This window comes from Nocardioides secundeburneus (assembly GCF_039939255.1).
Classification (GTDB): domain Bacteria; phylum Actinomycetota; class Actinomycetes; order Propionibacteriales; family Nocardioidaceae; genus Nocardioides.
The window spans coordinates 417,758-433,070 of sequence record NZ_JBDUUE010000003.1; the positions used below are offsets into that span (position 1 = coordinate 417,758).

Here is a 15,313-nt window from a genome sequence, read left to right on the forward strand (position 1 = left end):
CCCGGCGTGCGGACGTGCTGGACGTGCGATGTCCGGCCGCGGGCCCGACGACGACGGACATCGTTGCGCAATCGCGACCTGACCCGGCGTGGTGAGGGTGGCGGCCATGGCGACCGACGAGTAGGTTCACGGCGTTCTGCCCACATCCTCGGAGGTACACCCAACGTGACGCCACTTCGGAAGGTCCTGTCACTGGCAGGCGCCGCGACCTTGATCATCTCCCTCGCGGCCTGCGGCGACGGCGAGCGCGACAGCGACAGCAGCGGCGGCGGCAACGGCGGCAGCGGTAGCGGTGAGGGCGACGGCGGCAGCGCGAGCGGCACCTACACGCTCGGCACCACCGAGTCGGTCACCGCGATGGACCCCGCCGGCTCCTACGACTTCGGGTCGTGGAACATGCAGTACGCCATCTTCGAGCAGCTCCTGGCGATCCCGGCCGGGGCCGACGAGCCGGTCGGCGACGCCGCCGAGAGCTGCGAGTACGACGACCCTCAGACGGTCACGTGCACGCTGCGCGAGGGCCTGAAGTTCTCCAACGGCAACGACCTGACCTCCTCCGACGTGCTGTTCTCGTTCGAGCGCAACCTGGCCATCAACGACCCCAACGGCTCGTCGGTGCTCCTCGGCTCGATCAGCAACGGCGACGCGGAGGCCCAGGCCCTGGCCGACGGCGCCATCGAGACGCCCGACGACACGACGGTCGTGTTCAACCTGAACAAGCCCGACGCCACGTTCACCAAGGTGCTGGCCACCGCGACGGCCTCCATCGTCGACGAGGACTCGTTCCCGGCCGACGCGATCGTCGACGACGCCGACGTCATCGGTTCGGGCCCCTACACCCTCGACCAGTTCGAGAACGGCCAGCAGGCGGTGCTCAAGGCCAACCCGGAGTACTCCGGCGACCGGGCGCCGCAGACCGAGACGGTCTTCGTGCGCTACTACAACGACCCGGCGCCGCTGCGCACCGCGATCTCCTCCGAGCAGGTCGACATCGCCTACCGCACGCTGAGCCCGACCGACCTGTCCTCCCTCGAGGAGGAGGGCGACGTCGAGGTGCTGCGCGGCGAGGGCTCCGAGTTCCGCTACTGGGTGTGGCAGCTCAACTTCGACAAGGCGGGCAAGGACGTCGCCGTCCGCCAGGCCGCCGCCCAGATCATCGACCGCGACGCCATCGCCGAGCGCGCCTACGACGGCACCGTCGAGCCCGCCCTGTCGATCGTGCCGCCGGGCTTCGCCGGGCAGAAGGACTCCTTCGAGTCCTACGGTGAGCCGTCGGCCGACGCCGCCAAGGCGATCCTCGACGAGGCCGGCGTCCAGACGCCGGTGAAGATCACCCTCGGCTACACCCCGACCCACTACGGGCCGAACGCCGTCGACGAGGCGCAGGAGCTGCGCGACCAGCTCAACTCCAGCGGCGTGTTCGACGTCCAGCTCGACGACCTGGAGTGGGAGCAGTACCAGACCGCGTACAAGGAGGGTCAGTACGACCTGTTCATCCTCGGCTGGTACCCCGACTTCCTCGACGCCGACAACTACCTGAGCCCGTTCGTCCGCGACGGCGGCTTCTACGAGAACGGCTACTCCAACCCGGAGGTCAACCAGCTCCTCGACCAGGAGGTCGGCGAGACCGACGAGACGGCCCGCAACGAGATCCTCGGCCAGATCCAGGACATCGTCGCCGAGGACGTCCCGCTGATCCCGTCGTGGAACGGCCAGAACGTCGCCGTCGCGACCAGCGCGATGGAGGGCGTCCAGGAGACGCTCGACCCGACCTACATCTTCCGCTTCTGGGAGATCAGCAAGAACGAGTGACGTGCGCGGGCGGCACCATGCCGTCCGCGACCGTTCCAGCCGGGTGCGGCCTCCACGACCCGTGGGCGCCGCACCCGGTCCCGGGCAGCGCGACCTCGTCGCGCCGCCGACCATGCCAGGAGGAACATGAGCGCCGCGTCCGGGTCGCTTCCCCGCTACATCCTCGTCAGGTTGCTGCTCGTCGTCCCCATGATGTGGGTGCTGCTGACGATGGTGTTCCTGCTGCTCCGCGTCGCTCCGGGCGACCCGGTCACCGCAGCCTTCGGCGACCGTCTCAACGAGGACCAGCTCGATGCCAGACGGGCCCAGCTCGGACTCGACCGGCCGTTGATCGTGCAGTACCTCGACTACCTGGGTGACGCTGCCCGACTCGACTTCGGCCAGACGCTCGACAACCGCGACGTGCTCGACATCATCCAGACCCAGGGCGGGGCCACGCTCACCCTGACCATCGGGGCGTTCCTGTTCGCCGTGCTGATCGGCGTCCCCCTCGGCCGCATCGCCGGACGACGACGCGACACCCCGATCGACGCCGGCATCCGGATCTTCGGCGTCGTCAGCTACGCCGCTCCCATCTTCTGGGTCGGCATCATGCTGGTGCTGCTGGTGCTGAAGTACTTCCCGAGCTGGCCGACCGACGGCATCGCCGACTCCGAGACGCTGTACTACGTGCCGGAGAAGACCAAGATCCTGCTCGTCGACTCGATCCTGGCCAACGACTCGGTCTCGACGGTCGACGTCCTGCAGCACCACGTGCTGCCGTGCTTCACCCTCGGGCTGCTGCTGTCCGGCGTCATCATCCGGCTGGTGCGCATCAACGTCATCCGTACGCTCGGCGACGACTACGTCGAGGCGGCACGCGCTCGCGGCATCCCCGAGCGCCGGGTGGTGCGCAAGCACGCCTTCCGCAACGCCCTCGTGCCGGTCATCACGGTGATCGGTCTCCAGTTCGCCCTGACGCTCTCCGGCGCGATCCTCACCGAGCGGACGTTCAACTGGCCCGGCCTCGGTACCGAGCTGGTCACCTACGTGACCGATCGCGACTACGTCGCGGTCCAGGGCCTGGTCACCTTCTTCGCGCTCGCCGTCGTCGTCGTCAGCGTCGTCGTCGACGTCCTCAACGCACTCGTCGACCCCCGAGTGAGGTACTGATGGCCGAGACCACCCACGGACCCGTCGACGCCGCGACGGTGCCCCGCCGCGCCCGCCGCTCCCGGACGCCGCGCTTCGTGCGCACGATCTGGCAGACGAAGGGCCTCGCGCGCTGGATCCTGCTCGTCGGCGTCGTCATCACAGTCGTGTTCGTGATGTTCGCGCTCTTCGCACCCTGGATCGCGCCCTACGGCTACGACCAGGTCCGCGACGCCGGCGGAGACTTCCCCAAGAGCGCCGCACCCGGCGGAGACCACCTCCTCGGCACCAACGACCAGTTCTTCGACATCTACTCCCGGGTCGTGTGGGGTGCGCGGACGGCCGTCACGGTCGTGGTGCTCTCGGTCGTGATCTCCACGGTCGTGGGCGTCCCCCTCGGCCTGGTCTCCGGCTACGTCGGCGGCTGGTTCGACCGCATCACCGTGTTCCTCATGGACGCGCTGTACTCGTTCCCGTCGCTGCTGCTCGCGATCGTCTTCTCCTTCCTGCTCCGCGACGCCCTCGGCGGCGGCATCTTCGCCGCTGCGCTGTCCCTGACGGCGATCTACATCCCGCAGTACTTCCGCGTCGTGCGCAACACCACCGTCTCGGCCCGCGAGGCCACCTACGTCGAGGCCGCCAAGGCGATCGGCGCACCGCCACGCACGGTGATGCGCAAGTACCTGTTCGGCAACGTCGTGCAGTCGGTGCCGGTGATCGGCACGCTCAACGCCGCTGATGCGCTCGGCACCCTGGCCGCCCTCGGTTTCCTCGGCTTCGGCATCCAGCCCACCGAGGCATCGGAGTGGGGCTACGACCTGAGCCGGGCGCTCGACAACGTCGGCGCCGGTGACGTCAGCCCCGCGCTGTGGCCGGGTCTCGCGATCATCCTGCTGGTCACCGCCCTCACCCTCGTCGGCGAGGGACTCAACGAGACCCTCAACCCGACCCTGCGGCGCCGCCGGCTCCGCAAGGTGGTCCTGCCGCCCCGTTCCGAGGAGAAGTCACGATGAGCGACCTCGTGCTCGACGACGTCGGGCCCGCCGGCGACCGCGAGCCGGTCCTGGCCGCCGAGGACCTCCGGGTCTGGTACGGCACCGACCGCGGGCCGGTGCGCGCCGTCGACGGCGTCAGCTTCGAGCTGCAGCCGGGCGAGATCCTCGGCCTCGTCGGCGAGTCGGGCTGCGGCAAGTCGACGCTCGGGCGCGGCCTGCTCGGGCTGCTCCCACCCGGGGCCGCCCGCGACGGCGCGCTCCGCTTCCGAGGCAAGGACATGCTGAGCCTGAAGAAGCGCGAGCAGTACCGCATGCGCGGCAGCCAGCTCGGCATGATCTTCCAGGAGCCGCTGACCCGGCTCAACCCGATGATGCGGATCTCCGACCACTTCGCCGAGACGCTGCGCACCCACGAACCAGGCATCGACAAGCACGACGTCGAGGACCGCTCCCTCGAGGCGCTGCGGGTCATGGGCATCCCGCCCACGCGGTTCCGGGCTTTCCCGCACGAGTTCTCCGGCGGCATGCGCCAGCGGCTGATGATCGCGTTGGCGCTCGTGCTGCGACCGGCGTTCGTCGTCGCCGACGAGCCCACCACCGCACTCGACGTGCTCGTCGAGGCCCAGATCATCCGCATCCTCCACGACCTGCGCGAGACCTACGACACCTCGCTGCTCCTCATCACCCACAACCTCGGCATCGTCGCCGAGGCCTGCGACCGGGTCGCGGTGATGTACGCCGGCAAGATCGTCGAGATCGGTCCGTCGCGCCAGGTCTTCGCCCGTCCCGAGCACAGCTACACCCGTGAGCTGCTGCGCTCGACCATCTCGCTGTCCACGACCGGCCTCAACTACATCGAGGGGGCGCCGCCCGACCTGACCGACCCGCCGTCCGGATGCCACTTCCACCCCCGGTGCCCGGACGCGATGGCCATCTGCACGACCACCGAACCCACCCCCCGCACGGTGGAGGGCGGTGCGACGGTCGCGTGCTGGGCGTCCGAGGTCCGCCACGGCACGCGCCTCGACGACGCCGATCGTGCGCCCCTGGACAAGGAGGAGATCGCCCTTGCTGACGAAGCCTGACAGCGACGGACCGGCCGACGCCGGTGGTACCCGTCCGGAGACCGTCATCGAGACGTCGGGGCTCGAGGTGCACTACCAGCTGCAGGGTGGCGCGCTCTCCCGCCTGCTCGGCCTGCGCTCACGGACGGTCAAGGCGCTCGACGGCGTGAGCGTGGAGCTGCGTCGGGGCGAGGTGCTCGGTGTGGTCGGCGAGTCCGGCAGCGGCAAGACGACCCTCGGCCGTGCTCTCCTCGGGTTGGTCCCCGCCACCGGCGGGCAGATCACCTACCACTCCGCCGGCGGCCCGCGCGAGGTCGCGCGGATGCGAGGCCGCGAGCTCCGCCGCCTGCGCACCGACCTGCAGATGGTCTTCCAGGACCCCAGCGCCGCCCTCAACCCCTCGATGACCATCGAGGAGGCCGTCGGCCACCCCCTCGTGATCCACAAGCTCGCCTCGGGGGCCGAGCTGCGCCGTCGCGTGCACGAGACCCTGGAGCGGGTGGGGCTGGCGCCGGTCGAGCGGTTCGCCTCGAAGTACCCCTCGGACCTGTCCGGCGGGCAGAAGCAACGGGCCGTGATCGCCCGCGCGATCATCCTCGGCCCGGAGGTGCTCGTGGCCGACGAGCCGATCTCGATGCTCGACATGAGCGTACGAGCCAAGATCCTGCAGCTGATGCTCGACCTGAAGCAGGACCTCGGGCTCTCCTACCTCTACATCACCCACGACCTCGCGAGCGCGAAGTACTTCTGCGACCGCATCGCCATCATGTATCTCGGCCGCATCGTCGAGATCGGCCCCACCGCGGACATCTTCGCCAACCCCCGGCACCCCTACACGCAGGCGCTGCTCAAGGCGATCCCCGAGCCCGACCCGACCCGCACGGTGCCGCGCGACCTGCCCCGCGGGGAGATCCCCGACGCCGCCGAGCCCCCGCTCGGGTGCTCGTTCCACCCGCGGTGCGACCAGGCCGTCGCCTCCTGCGGGTGGGAGACCCGTGACCTGCGCGTCCTGCTCGACCAGCACTGGACACGGGGGGCGGCCAACTACGATCGCGAGCGGGCCCTCGTCGGCGACCTCGACCGGCTCGACACCCCCGGTACCTCGATCACGCTGGGCGGCAAGGACCCGGAGGCCACCCTGCGCCTGCTCGAGCGGATCCGCGGCGAGAACCCCGACGAGCCCCTCTGGGCCGGAGTGCGCCAGATCGAGAACGACGGACGACACGTGCGCGTGGACTTCCACGACGGCGTCGACCCGGCGCTGCGGCGTCACGGCGTGGTGGACGTCGCCTGCGTGCTCTACGACGCCGACGACTCCGAATCCGACGTCGACTCCGACGATGCCGACACGGGCGGAGCTGGAGGCTCGGCCGGCTGAGCCGGTGGGAGGGGGTCGGCTGCGGACGAGCGAGCCTCGGGCAGCGGCGGGGGAGTGCCACCCCAGGCGGGACAGATCGCCCGGTGGGCGCACCACCCGCACCGGCTCGAGCGGCGGGGCTGCCAGTCGCCGGTCTGCTCGGCGTAGGTGATCGCGCGCCACACGGCCTCGACCCGCCGCTCGGTCGCGAGCAGGTCGGCCTCATCGGGCTGGTAGGTGAGCAGCTCGCCGTTGCCCAGGTAGACCAGCCGCAGGGCCGGCGGCGGGCCGCCGCGCGTGCGCCACAGGGCGAGCGCGTAGAACTTCAGCTGGAACAGGGCGTCGCGCTCGTAGCGCTCGCCGGGCGACTTGCCGGTCTTGTAGTCGACGACGCGCACGGCGCCGTCGGGCGCGACGTCGAGCCGGTCGACGAAGCCGCGCAGGAGCAGCCGGGACTCGAGCAGCGTCTCCACGTAGACCTCGCGCTCGGCCGGCTCGAGGCGGCGCGGGTCCTCCAGGTCGAAGTAGCGACCCAGCACCTCGTGGCACGAGGCGAGCCAGTCGGCGACCTCGGGTGCGTCGCGCGGCTCGCCCGCCTCGTCGTGCTCGGCGAACATCAGCCCGGTCTCGGGCGAGCGGACGAGCAGCTCCTCCCAGGCGGGGGCGAGGAGCGCGTCGGCGGCCTCGGGGGTGCGCTCGTCGGCGGGCAGGTCGAAGAGCCGCTCGAGGACCGTGTGCACCAGCGTGCCCCGGGTGGCCTCGGGCGACGGTGGCTCGGGCAGCCCGTCGACGGTGCGGAAGCGGTAGAGCAGCGGGCAGGAGGTGAAGTCGGCCGCCCGGCTCGGCGAGAGCGCGGCCAGCACCTCGACGCCGTCGACGGGGGTGCCGACGCGCTCGGTGGGTGCCTCCTGCACGCTCATGCGCCCAGGGTAGGGGCGGGCACCGACACTGACGCCGCGGCGGGGCGCTCGTAGGCTCGCGGCGTGCCCACCACCTCGGACCTCCCGCCGTGGAGCGTCCGCCTGGGCCGGGTCGCCGGCACGCCCGTGCAGGTCTCGGCCTCGTGCCTGCTCGTCATTGCGGTGATCGCGGTCGCGTTCGCCCCGCGGGCGCGCGACCTCGTCCCCGAGCTCGGCGGGGCCGCCGTGCTGGCCGGGGTCGCCGTGGGCGCCGCGGTCTACCTCGCCGCGCTGGCGCACGAGGCGGCCCACGCCGTCGTGGCGCGCCGTCACGGACGCGACGTCGCGTGGATCCGGATCAGCGCCGGCGGTGGCCGCACCCAGGTCCGCGGCCGGGCGACGACGCCCGCCGAGCTCGCCCGGATCGCGGCCGCCGGGCCGGTGCTCTCCCTGGCGGTGGGCCTGCTCGCCCTGGTCGCCCGGATCGCGATCGGCCCCGGTGTCGTGGCGCTGGTGCTCGAGGCGCTCGTGCTGGCGAACCTGCTCATCGGACTGCTGGACCTGCTGCCGGCGCCGCCCCTCGACGGCGGCCGGCTCGTGCACGCCTGGGCGTGGCGTGTCGCCGGCTCACGCCACCGCGGCGCCGTCGTCTCGGCGTGGGTCGGACGCGTCACGGCCGGGGCGGTGCTGGCCGTCGTCCTGGCCTGGGCAGTCGCCAGCACCCGGCCGCCGCGGCTGACGGTGTGGCTCGTCGCCGGCCTGCTCGCGGCCATGATCTGGCTCGCCTCCGAGGCGCAGCTGACGTCGTCGCGCGTGCGCGAGCGACTCGCGGGCACCGACGTGTCCCACCTCGTGCGGCCGCTGACCGGCCCGGTCGTGCCGGGTGCACGCCGGGTGACCGGGCCCGTGTCGGCCGACGACGTGCTGCTCGTCGTCCAGGACGACGAGCCGGGCACCGACGCGGTGCTGGTCGTCGTCGACGCCGACGGCGTCCCGACGGGCACGCTGCGGCTGTCCGACGTCGAGCACAGCGGTGCGTTCGACGCCGTGCGGAAGCGGCCCTGACCGCCCGAAGCCAGTAGATTCCCGCGCGTGTCCGAGATCGACGAGCAGACCCCCGACGTCCCACAGCAGGCCTGGTCCGGCGTGCACCGAGGTCCGCTGCGCGAGGGCGAGTGGGTGCGCCTGGTCGACGCCAAGGGACGACGGCACAACCTGCCGCTCGAGGCCGGCAAGCGGTTCTTCTCCAACCGCGGGCACGTCGAGCACGACGAGATGATCGGTCGCGAGGAGGGGTTCACCGTCACGGCGTCGTCCGGCGGCGAGTACCTCGTCTTCCGGCCGCTGCTGTCGGAGTTCGTGGTCTCGATGCCGCGCGGGGCCGCCGTCGTCTACCCCAAGGACGCCGCCCAGATCGTCGCGATGGCCGACATCTTCCCCGGCGCGGAGGTCGTGGAGGCCGGCGTCGGCTCGGGCGCCCTCACCTGCTCCCTGCTGCGCGCCGTCGGCCCGCACGGACGCGTCTCGTCGTACGAGCGGCGCGAGGAGTTCGCCGACGTCGCCCGCCGCAACGTCACGCAGTTCTTCGGCGGCGACCACCCGGCCTGGAACCTGACGCTCGGCGACCTCGCCGAGGCGCTGCCGGCCTCGGGGGAGCGGTGCGACCGGATCATCCTCGACATGCTCGCCCCCTGGGACTGCCTCGACGCCGCCGCCGACGCGCTGCGGCCCGGCGGCATCGTGTGCGCCTACGTCGCCACGACCACCCAGCTGTCGCGCTTCGTCGAGACCGTGCGCGTGCACGGCGGCTTCGCCGAGCCGCAGTCGTGGGAGTCGCTCGTGCGCGACTGGCACGTCGAGGGCCTCGCCGTCCGGCCCGGGCACTCGATGATCGGGCACACCGCTTTCCTGGTCACCGCGCGCCGCATGGCACCCGGTCAGAGGGCGCCGATGAAGAAGCGTCGTCCGGCGCCGGGCGCCTACGGGCCCGACTACACCGGGCCGCGCCCCGATGGCGTCCCGGTCGAGCCGGTCGAGCCGGCGGCCGACGGCGGGTGAGGCCGTTCCTGCTCCTGTCGATCCGGGCCGAGCCGGCCGCGGCCGACGACGAGCACGCGGCGTTCGCCCGGTTCCTCGGCGTCGACGTCGACGACCTCCCGCGCCGGCTGCTCGGCGTCGACGACGTCTCCGACGTGGCCGGCGGTCTCGACCGGTGGTCGGGCGTGCTGCTGGGCGGCGGCTCCTTCACCGTCTCCGACGACGCCGCGGCGAAGTCCCCGGCCCAGGTGCGCGCCGAGGCCGACCTGATCCCGATCCTCGACGCCGTCGTCGCGGCCGACCACCCCTTCCTCGGCGCCTGCTACGGCGTCGGCACGCTCGGCAGCCACCAGGGCGGGGTCGTCGACAAGACCTACCCCGAGCCGGTGGGCCCGCTGTCGGTCACGCTCACCGGGGCCGGTGCGGCCGACCCGTTGCTCGCCGGCGTGCCGCGCGACTTCGCCGCCTACGGCGGGCACAAGGAGGCCCTGTCGACGGTACCGCCGCACGTCGTCGTCCTGGCGACGTCGACCGCGTGCCCGGTGCAGGCGTTCCGGGTCGGCGAGCACGTCTACGCCACCCAGTTCCACCCCGAGCTCGACCTGGCCGGGCTGCACACCCGCATCGACACCTACGCCACCTACGGCTACTTCGACCCGGCCTCGGCGCAGACGCTGCGCGACGCCGGCGCCGCGGTCGACGTCCGGCACCCGATGACGTTGCTGCGCAACTTCGCCGCCCGCTACGCCCGCTGAGCCCTTCTCCGTCACACAAATGTGATCGACACCGTCCGAACGGCGAGGGCGCCCCGACGTGGGCATGGGTAAGGTCGACAGGACAGGAGGTGATCCGAATGTCGAGCATGGGTGACGGTTCTGCCACGGGCGGATCCAACGGACGGAGCAACGACGAGCTGGTCGCGCAGGTGCGCTTCCTCGAGGCCGAGGTGGGCGACCTCCGACGGCGGCTCTCCGACGGTCCGGTCTCCTCGCGCGGGCTCGAGCTGAGGCTCGCCGACACGCAGCGGTCGCTGGCGGCGGTGACCTCGCAGAACGAGCGCCTGGCGCAGACGCTGCGCGAGGCGCGTGACCAGATCACGAAGCTGAAGGAAGAGGTCGACCGGCTGGCCCAGCCGCCGGCCGGCTTCGGCACCTTCCTGGCCCGCAACGACGACGACTCGGTCGACGTCTTCACCGGCGGGCGCAAGCTGCGGGTCAACGTGAGCCCCGGCGTCGACGTCGGCGAGCTGCGCCGTGGCCAGGAGGTCATGCTCAACGAGGCCCTCAACGTCGTCGGCGCGATGCAGTTCGAGCAGGTCGGCGAGGTCGTGATGTTCAAGGAGCTCCTCGCCGACGGCGAGCGCGTCCTGGTCATCGCCAACGCCGACGAGGAGCGCGTCGTCCGGCTCGCCGAGCCGTTGCGCGAGGTCACGCTCCGCGCCGGCGACTCGCTGCTGCTCGACTCGCGGGCCGGCTACGTCTACGAGCGGGTGCCCAAGTCCGAGGTCGAGGAGCTCGTGCTCGAGGAGGTCCCCGACATCGACTACTCCGACATCGGTGGCCTGTTCAACCAGATCGAGACCATCCAGGACGCCGTCGAGCTGCCCTACCTGCACCCCGAGCTGTTCGTCGAGCACGAGCTCAAGCCGCCCAAGGGCGTGCTCCTCTACGGACCTCCGGGCTGCGGCAAGACCCTCATCGCCAAGGCCGTGGCCAACAGCCTGGCCAAGAAGGTCGCCGCCAAGACCGGTGCCGAGGGCAAGAGCTACTTCCTGAACATCAAGGGCCCCGAGCTGCTCAACAAGTACGTCGGCGAGACCGAGCGGCACATCCGCCTCGTCTTCCAGCGCGCTCGGGAGAAGGCCAGCGAGGGCACCCCCGTCATCGTGTTCTTCGACGAGATGGACTCCCTGTTCCGCACCCGCGGTTCGGGCGTCTCCTCCGACGTCGAGAACACCATCGTGCCGCAGCTGCTCAGCGAGATCGACGGTGTCGAGACCCTCGAGAACGTGCTGGTCATCGGCGCCTCCAACCGCGAGGACATGATCGATCCCGCGATCCTGCGGCCCGGCCGGCTCGACGTGAAGATCAAGATCGAGCGCCCCGACGCCGAGGGCGCGCGCGACATCTTCAGCAAGTACCTCACCACCACGCTGCCGCTGCACGCCGACGACCTCGCCGAGTTCGGCGGCTCCGCCGAGGCCTGCGTGGCGGGGATGATCCAGGCCACCGTCGAGCGCATGTACACCGAGACCGAGGAGAACCGCTTCCTCGAGGTCACCTACGCCAACGGCGACAAGGAGGTCCTGTACTTCAAGGACTTCAACTCCGGCGCGATGATCCAGAACATCGTCGACCGGGCCAAGAAGATGGCGATCAAGGACCTCCTCGACCACCAGCAGCGCGGCCTCCGCGTCTCGCACCTGCTCCAGGCGTGCGTCGACGAGTTCAAGGAGAACGAGGACCTCCCCAACACCACCAACCCCGACGACTGGGCCCGCATCTCGGGCAAGAAGGGCGAGCGGATCGTGTTCATCCGCACGCTCATCACCGGCAAGCAGGGCACCGAGCCGGGTCGCTCCATCGACACCGTCTCCAACACCGGCCAGTACCTGTAGGACGACGACCCGCGCCGGCGCACCACCGGCGCGGGTCGGCCGCCTGGCCGCCTCCGGGCGGTGGCTCAGGCACTGCTGTCCGGCGCAGTCGCGACCAGCCGCGTCGACCAGCCCCACGGTCGTCCCGTGCGCGGCCCCGGCAGGTACTCCTGGACGACGTCGCCGACCGTGAGGCCACCGTCGGCCACGAGGGCCGGAACGTCACGGGTGAGGTGGCAGCCACCGAGCAGGCGTCGTTGCAGCGGCTCGAGGCGACGCTGCCACCGGGCCACACCGGGGTCGGGCGACAGGCCGTGCTCGAGCACGTGGAACGTGCCGCCGGGCACGAGCACCCGCCGCACCTCGGCCACCGCCTGCGCCGCGTCGGGGATCGTGCACAGCGAGAACGTGCACAGCACGGCGTCGTACGACGCGTCGACGGCGTCGAGCCGCTGGCCGTCGAGGCCGACCCGGCTGATCGGCACCGACGCGCCACCGCGGCGCTGCGCCGACAGCGCCCAGCCGACGTCCGACGGCTCGACGGCGTCGACCGCGACGACGGCGTCGGGGTACTTCGAGATGTTGAGGCCGCTGCCGAACCCGATCTCGAGCACGCGTCCGTGCATACCGGCGCACACCAGCTCGCGCCGCTTCATCACCTGCCCGACCGACAGCGCCCGGTCGGTCAGCCGGGGGACGACCCGCTCGTTCCACATGCACCCACAGTAGGTTCAGCGCGTGCGCCGCCACTTCCTCGTCCGCCGGACCCTTGCCCGCGTGCTCCTGCGTCTCGCCCGCTGGCGGACCACGGGGGAGGTGCCGCGCCGCGGCGTGCTGGTCGGCGCCCCGCACACCTCCAACTGGGACTGGGTGCTCACGATGCTGCTGGCGTGGGACAACAGCGTGCAGATCCGGCTGCTGGTCAAGAAGTCGTTCTTCAAGGGTCCCCTGGGGGTGCTCATGCGCGCGACCGGTGCCGTCGAGCTCGACCGGGAGAACCCGGGCGCGACGATCAAGGCGCTGCTCGCCGACGCCGAGGTCGACGAGACGTTCCTGCTCGGCATCGCCGCCGAGGGAACGCGCGGCCGCAGCGAGTACTGGAAGTCCGGCTTCTACCGGATCTCGCGCCAGACCGGCATCCCGGTCACGCTCGCCTACCTCGACCGGCCCTCGCGCACCGTCGGCTGGGGTCCGACGATCGACCTCACGGGCGACGTCGGTGCCGACATGGACCGCATCCGCGCCTTCTACGCCGACAAGCGCGGCATCCGCCCCGAGCTCGCGACCGTCCCGCGGCTGCGCGAAGAGCGCCGCACCGACTCGTGACCGGGTGGCACGTGCGCACTGCCCGACGGGGCGGTCACGCGCACGGCTGCACCCCGTAGGCTCGCGAGCATGAGCGTCCGGCGGGTGATGGGTACCGAGGTCGAGTACGGCATCTCGGTGGTGGGCCAGCCCACGGCCAATCCGATGGTGGCCTCCTCGCAGGTCGTCAACGCCTACGCCTCGGCCACCGCCCAGGCCCGCCGGGCCCGGTGGGACTTCGAGGAGGAGTCGCCACTACGCGACGCCCGCGGCTTCGACATGTCGCGTGGGATCGCCGACCCGAGCCAGCTCACCGACGAGGACCTCGGTCTGGCCAACGTCATCCTCACCAACGGAGCCCGGCTCTACGTCGACCACGCCCACCCCGAGTTCTCCACGCCCGAGGTGACCACGCCGCTCGACATCGTGCGCTGGGACAAGGCCGGCGAGCAGGTGATGCTCGACGCCGCCCGCCGCGCCGCGCAGATCCCCGGAGCGCAGCAGATCGTGCTCTACAAGAACAACACCGACAACAAGGGCGCCTCCTACGGCGCGCACGAGAACTACCTGATGCGCCGCTCCACGGCGTTCGCCGACATCGTGCGACACCTGACGCCGTTCTTCGTCAGCCGTCAGGTCGTCACCGGTGCCGGACGGGTGGGCATCGGCCAGGACGGCCGTGAGCACGGCTTCCAGATCAGCCAGCGCGCCGACTTCTTCGAGGTCGAGGTCGGCCTCGAGACCACGCTCAAGCGCCCCATCATCAACACCCGCGACGAGCCGCACGCCGACCCGGAGAAGTACCGCCGGCTGCACGTCATCATCGGCGACGCCAACCTCTCCGAGGTCTCCACCTACCTCAAGGTCGGCACCACGGCGCTGGTGCTGGCGATGATCGAGGACAAGTTCCTCACCGCCGACCTCAGCATCGACGGCCCGGTCTCGGGCCTGCGCGCCATCTCCCACGACCCGACCCTGCAGCAGACCGTGCTGCTCCACGACGGACGCCGGCTCACCGGCGTCCAGCTGCAGCTGGAGTACCTCGACCTCGCTCGCAAGTTCGTCGAGGACCGCTACGGCGCCGACGCCGACCCGCAGACGGTCGACGTGCTGGCCCGCTGGGAGTCGGTGCTCGACCGCCTCGAGCGCGACCCGATGTCGCTGTCCGGCGAGCTCGACTGGGTCGCCAAGCTCAAGCTGCTCGAGCAGTACCGCTCACGCGACGGCCTCGCCTGGGACGACGCCAAGCTGCAGCTCATCGACCTGCAGTACTCCGACATCCGCCCCGAGAAGGGGCTCTACCACCGCCTCGTCCGGGCCGGTCGCATGCAGCGGCTGCTCGACGACCAGCAGGTCGACGACGCGATGCACGACCCGCCCACCGACACCCGCGCCTACTTCCGCGGCCGCTGCCTGGAGAAGTACGCCGAGCACGTCGCGGCGGCCTCGTGGGACTCCGTCATCTTCGACCTGCCGGGCCGCGAGTCGCTGCAACGCGTGCCGACCATCGACCCGCTCCGCGGCTCCCGCGCCCACGTGGGCGACCTGCTCGACCGCTGCGACACCGCCGAGCAGCTGTTCACCGCCCTCACCCGCAGCTGACCCGCGCGGCAGTCGGTGCCGGGCCGGCGACCCGCTGACGCTGGTCGAGGCGCGACGAGCTCGGCTACCGACGCTGGTCGAGGTGCGACGGGCTCGGCGAGGAGCCTCGAGACCCCTCGACCCTCCGTGGGGCTCGGATGCGCAGGGCCGGTGATCTCGAGGCGAGGTCGCAGGCGACCTCGCACCTCGATCAACGTGCGGTGACGCTGGTCGAGGTGCGACGAGCTCGGCGAGGAGCCTCGAGACCCCTCGACCCTCCGTGGGGCTCGGATGCGCAGGGCCGGTGATCTCGAGGCGAGGTCGCGGACGACCTCGCACCTCGATCAACGTGCGGTGACGCTGGTCGAGGCGCGACGAGCCCGGCGAGGAGCCTCGAGACCCCTCGACCCTCCGTGGGTCTCGGATGCGCAGGGCCGGTGATCTCGAGGCGAGGTCGCAGGCGACCTCGCACCTCGATCAGCGTAGGTCGAGGTCGGGTTGTCCACAGGGTCGATCGACTGCGTTGCGTCGCCCGG

Annotated in this window: 13 protein-coding genes; 11 read left to right on the forward strand and 2 right to left on the reverse strand. The window is 71.4% G+C overall.

Annotated features, from left to right (window positions below; translation table 11 throughout):
- Window positions 1-210: 210 nt before the first annotated feature.
- The 5 genes from ABFT23_RS10195 to ABFT23_RS10215 all read left to right on the forward strand — a co-directional run bounded on the left by ABFT23_RS10195 (window position 211) and on the right by ABFT23_RS10215 (window position 6,380).
- Window positions 211-1,812 carry an ABC transporter substrate-binding protein gene (locus ABFT23_RS10195; protein ID WP_347894801.1) on the forward strand — a complete coding sequence of 534 codons (1,602 nt, stop codon included), beginning with the start codon at window positions 211-213 and terminating at the stop codon, window positions 1,810-1,812.
- Window positions 1,813-1,938: 126 nt separating this feature from the next.
- Window positions 1,939-2,964: an ABC transporter permease gene (locus ABFT23_RS10200; RefSeq protein WP_347894803.1), complete on the forward strand. Its 1,026-nt coding sequence runs from the start codon at window positions 1,939-1,941 to the stop codon at window positions 2,962-2,964.
- A complete protein-coding gene (locus ABFT23_RS10205) occupies window positions 2,964-3,956 on the forward strand; it encodes an ABC transporter permease (protein WP_347894804.1) in 993 nt (330 codons plus the stop codon). The genes ABFT23_RS10200 and ABFT23_RS10205 overlap by 1 nt, the downstream gene beginning before the upstream one ends.
- Window positions 3,953-5,023: an ABC transporter ATP-binding protein gene (locus ABFT23_RS10210; protein WP_347894805.1), complete on the forward strand. Its 1,071-nt coding sequence runs from the start codon at window positions 3,953-3,955 to the stop codon at window positions 5,021-5,023. The genes ABFT23_RS10205 and ABFT23_RS10210 overlap by 4 nt, the downstream gene beginning before the upstream one ends.
- Entirely contained in the window at window positions 5,007-6,380 is a 1,374-nt protein-coding gene (locus tag ABFT23_RS10215) for an ABC transporter ATP-binding protein (RefSeq protein ID WP_347894806.1), read from the forward strand. The genes ABFT23_RS10210 and ABFT23_RS10215 overlap by 17 nt, the downstream gene beginning before the upstream one ends.
- Here the strand turns inward: ABFT23_RS10215 and ABFT23_RS10220 are convergent.
- Complete coding sequence (locus tag ABFT23_RS10220) at window positions 6,302-7,279, reverse strand: RecB family exonuclease (RefSeq protein WP_347894808.1); 978 nt, start codon at window positions 7,277-7,279, stop codon at window positions 6,302-6,304. The two genes, ABFT23_RS10215 and ABFT23_RS10220, sit on opposite strands and share 79 nt — an antisense overlap.
- Before the next feature lie 63 nt (window positions 7,280-7,342).
- Between ABFT23_RS10220 and ABFT23_RS10225 the strand changes: the two genes are divergently transcribed.
- From ABFT23_RS10225 to arc, 4 genes are all read left to right on the forward strand, one after another.
- Window positions 7,343-8,323 (forward strand): M50 family metallopeptidase, encoded by a 981-nt coding sequence (locus tag ABFT23_RS10225; RefSeq protein ID WP_347894809.1) that lies wholly within the window; start codon window positions 7,343-7,345, stop codon window positions 8,321-8,323.
- 27 nt (window positions 8,324-8,350) lie between these two features.
- Window positions 8,351-9,316, forward strand: coding sequence for a tRNA (adenine-N1)-methyltransferase (locus ABFT23_RS10230; protein WP_457623252.1), 966 nt, complete (start codon window positions 8,351-8,353; stop codon window positions 9,314-9,316).
- Window positions 9,313-10,050 carry a glutamine amidotransferase gene (locus ABFT23_RS10235; RefSeq protein ID WP_347894810.1) on the forward strand — a complete coding sequence of 246 codons (738 nt, stop codon included), beginning with the start codon at window positions 9,313-9,315 and terminating at the stop codon, window positions 10,048-10,050. Before ABFT23_RS10230 ends, ABFT23_RS10235 begins: the two co-directional genes overlap by 4 nt.
- Window positions 10,051-10,157: 107 nt before the next feature.
- Entirely contained in the window at window positions 10,158-11,912 is a 1,755-nt protein-coding gene (gene arc / locus ABFT23_RS10240) for a proteasome ATPase (protein WP_347894811.1), read from the forward strand.
- Window positions 11,913-11,977: 65 nt separating this feature from the next.
- On the opposite strand, the gene ABFT23_RS10245 is transcribed toward arc, so the two are convergent.
- Window positions 11,978-12,607 (reverse strand): class I SAM-dependent methyltransferase, encoded by a 630-nt coding sequence (locus ABFT23_RS10245; protein ID WP_347894812.1) that lies wholly within the window; start codon window positions 12,605-12,607, stop codon window positions 11,978-11,980.
- A gap of 22 nt (window positions 12,608-12,629) precedes the next feature.
- On the opposite strand from ABFT23_RS10245, the gene ABFT23_RS10250 reads away from it, so the two are divergent.
- A complete protein-coding gene (locus ABFT23_RS10250; RefSeq protein WP_347894814.1) occupies window positions 12,630-13,217 on the forward strand; it encodes a 1-acyl-sn-glycerol-3-phosphate acyltransferase in 588 nt (195 codons plus the stop codon).
- A 69-nt stretch (window positions 13,218-13,286) separates the two neighbouring features.
- On the forward strand, window positions 13,287-14,798 hold the full coding sequence (gene dop, locus ABFT23_RS10255; RefSeq protein ID WP_347894816.1) for a depupylase/deamidase Dop: 1,512 nt from the start codon (window positions 13,287-13,289) through the stop codon (window positions 14,796-14,798).
- Window positions 14,799-15,313: the final 515 nt, after the last annotated feature.

Bases quoted from the DNA above. Each gene is read 5' to 3' on its own strand.
- dop (WP_347894816.1), top strand. From the start codon at position 13,287: ATGAGCGTCCGGCGGGTGATGGGTACCGAGGTCGAGTACGGCATCTCG.
- ABFT23_RS10200 (WP_347894803.1), top strand. From the start codon at position 1,939: ATGAGCGCCGCGTCCGGGTCGCTTCCCCGCTACATCCTCGTCAGGTTG.
- ABFT23_RS10210 (WP_347894805.1), top strand. From the start codon at position 3,953: ATGAGCGACCTCGTGCTCGACGACGTCGGGCCCGCCGGCGACCGCGAG.
- ABFT23_RS10205 (WP_347894804.1), top strand. From the start codon at position 2,964: ATGGCCGAGACCACCCACGGACCCGTCGACGCCGCGACGGTGCCCCGC.
- ABFT23_RS10245 (WP_347894812.1), bottom strand. From the start codon at position 12,607: ATGTGGAACGAGCGGGTCGTCCCCCGGCTGACCGACCGGGCGCTGTCG.
- arc (WP_347894811.1), top strand. From the start codon at position 10,158: ATGGGTGACGGTTCTGCCACGGGCGGATCCAACGGACGGAGCAACGAC.
- ABFT23_RS10220 (WP_347894808.1), bottom strand. From the start codon at position 7,279: ATGAGCGTGCAGGAGGCACCCACCGAGCGCGTCGGCACCCCCGTCGAC.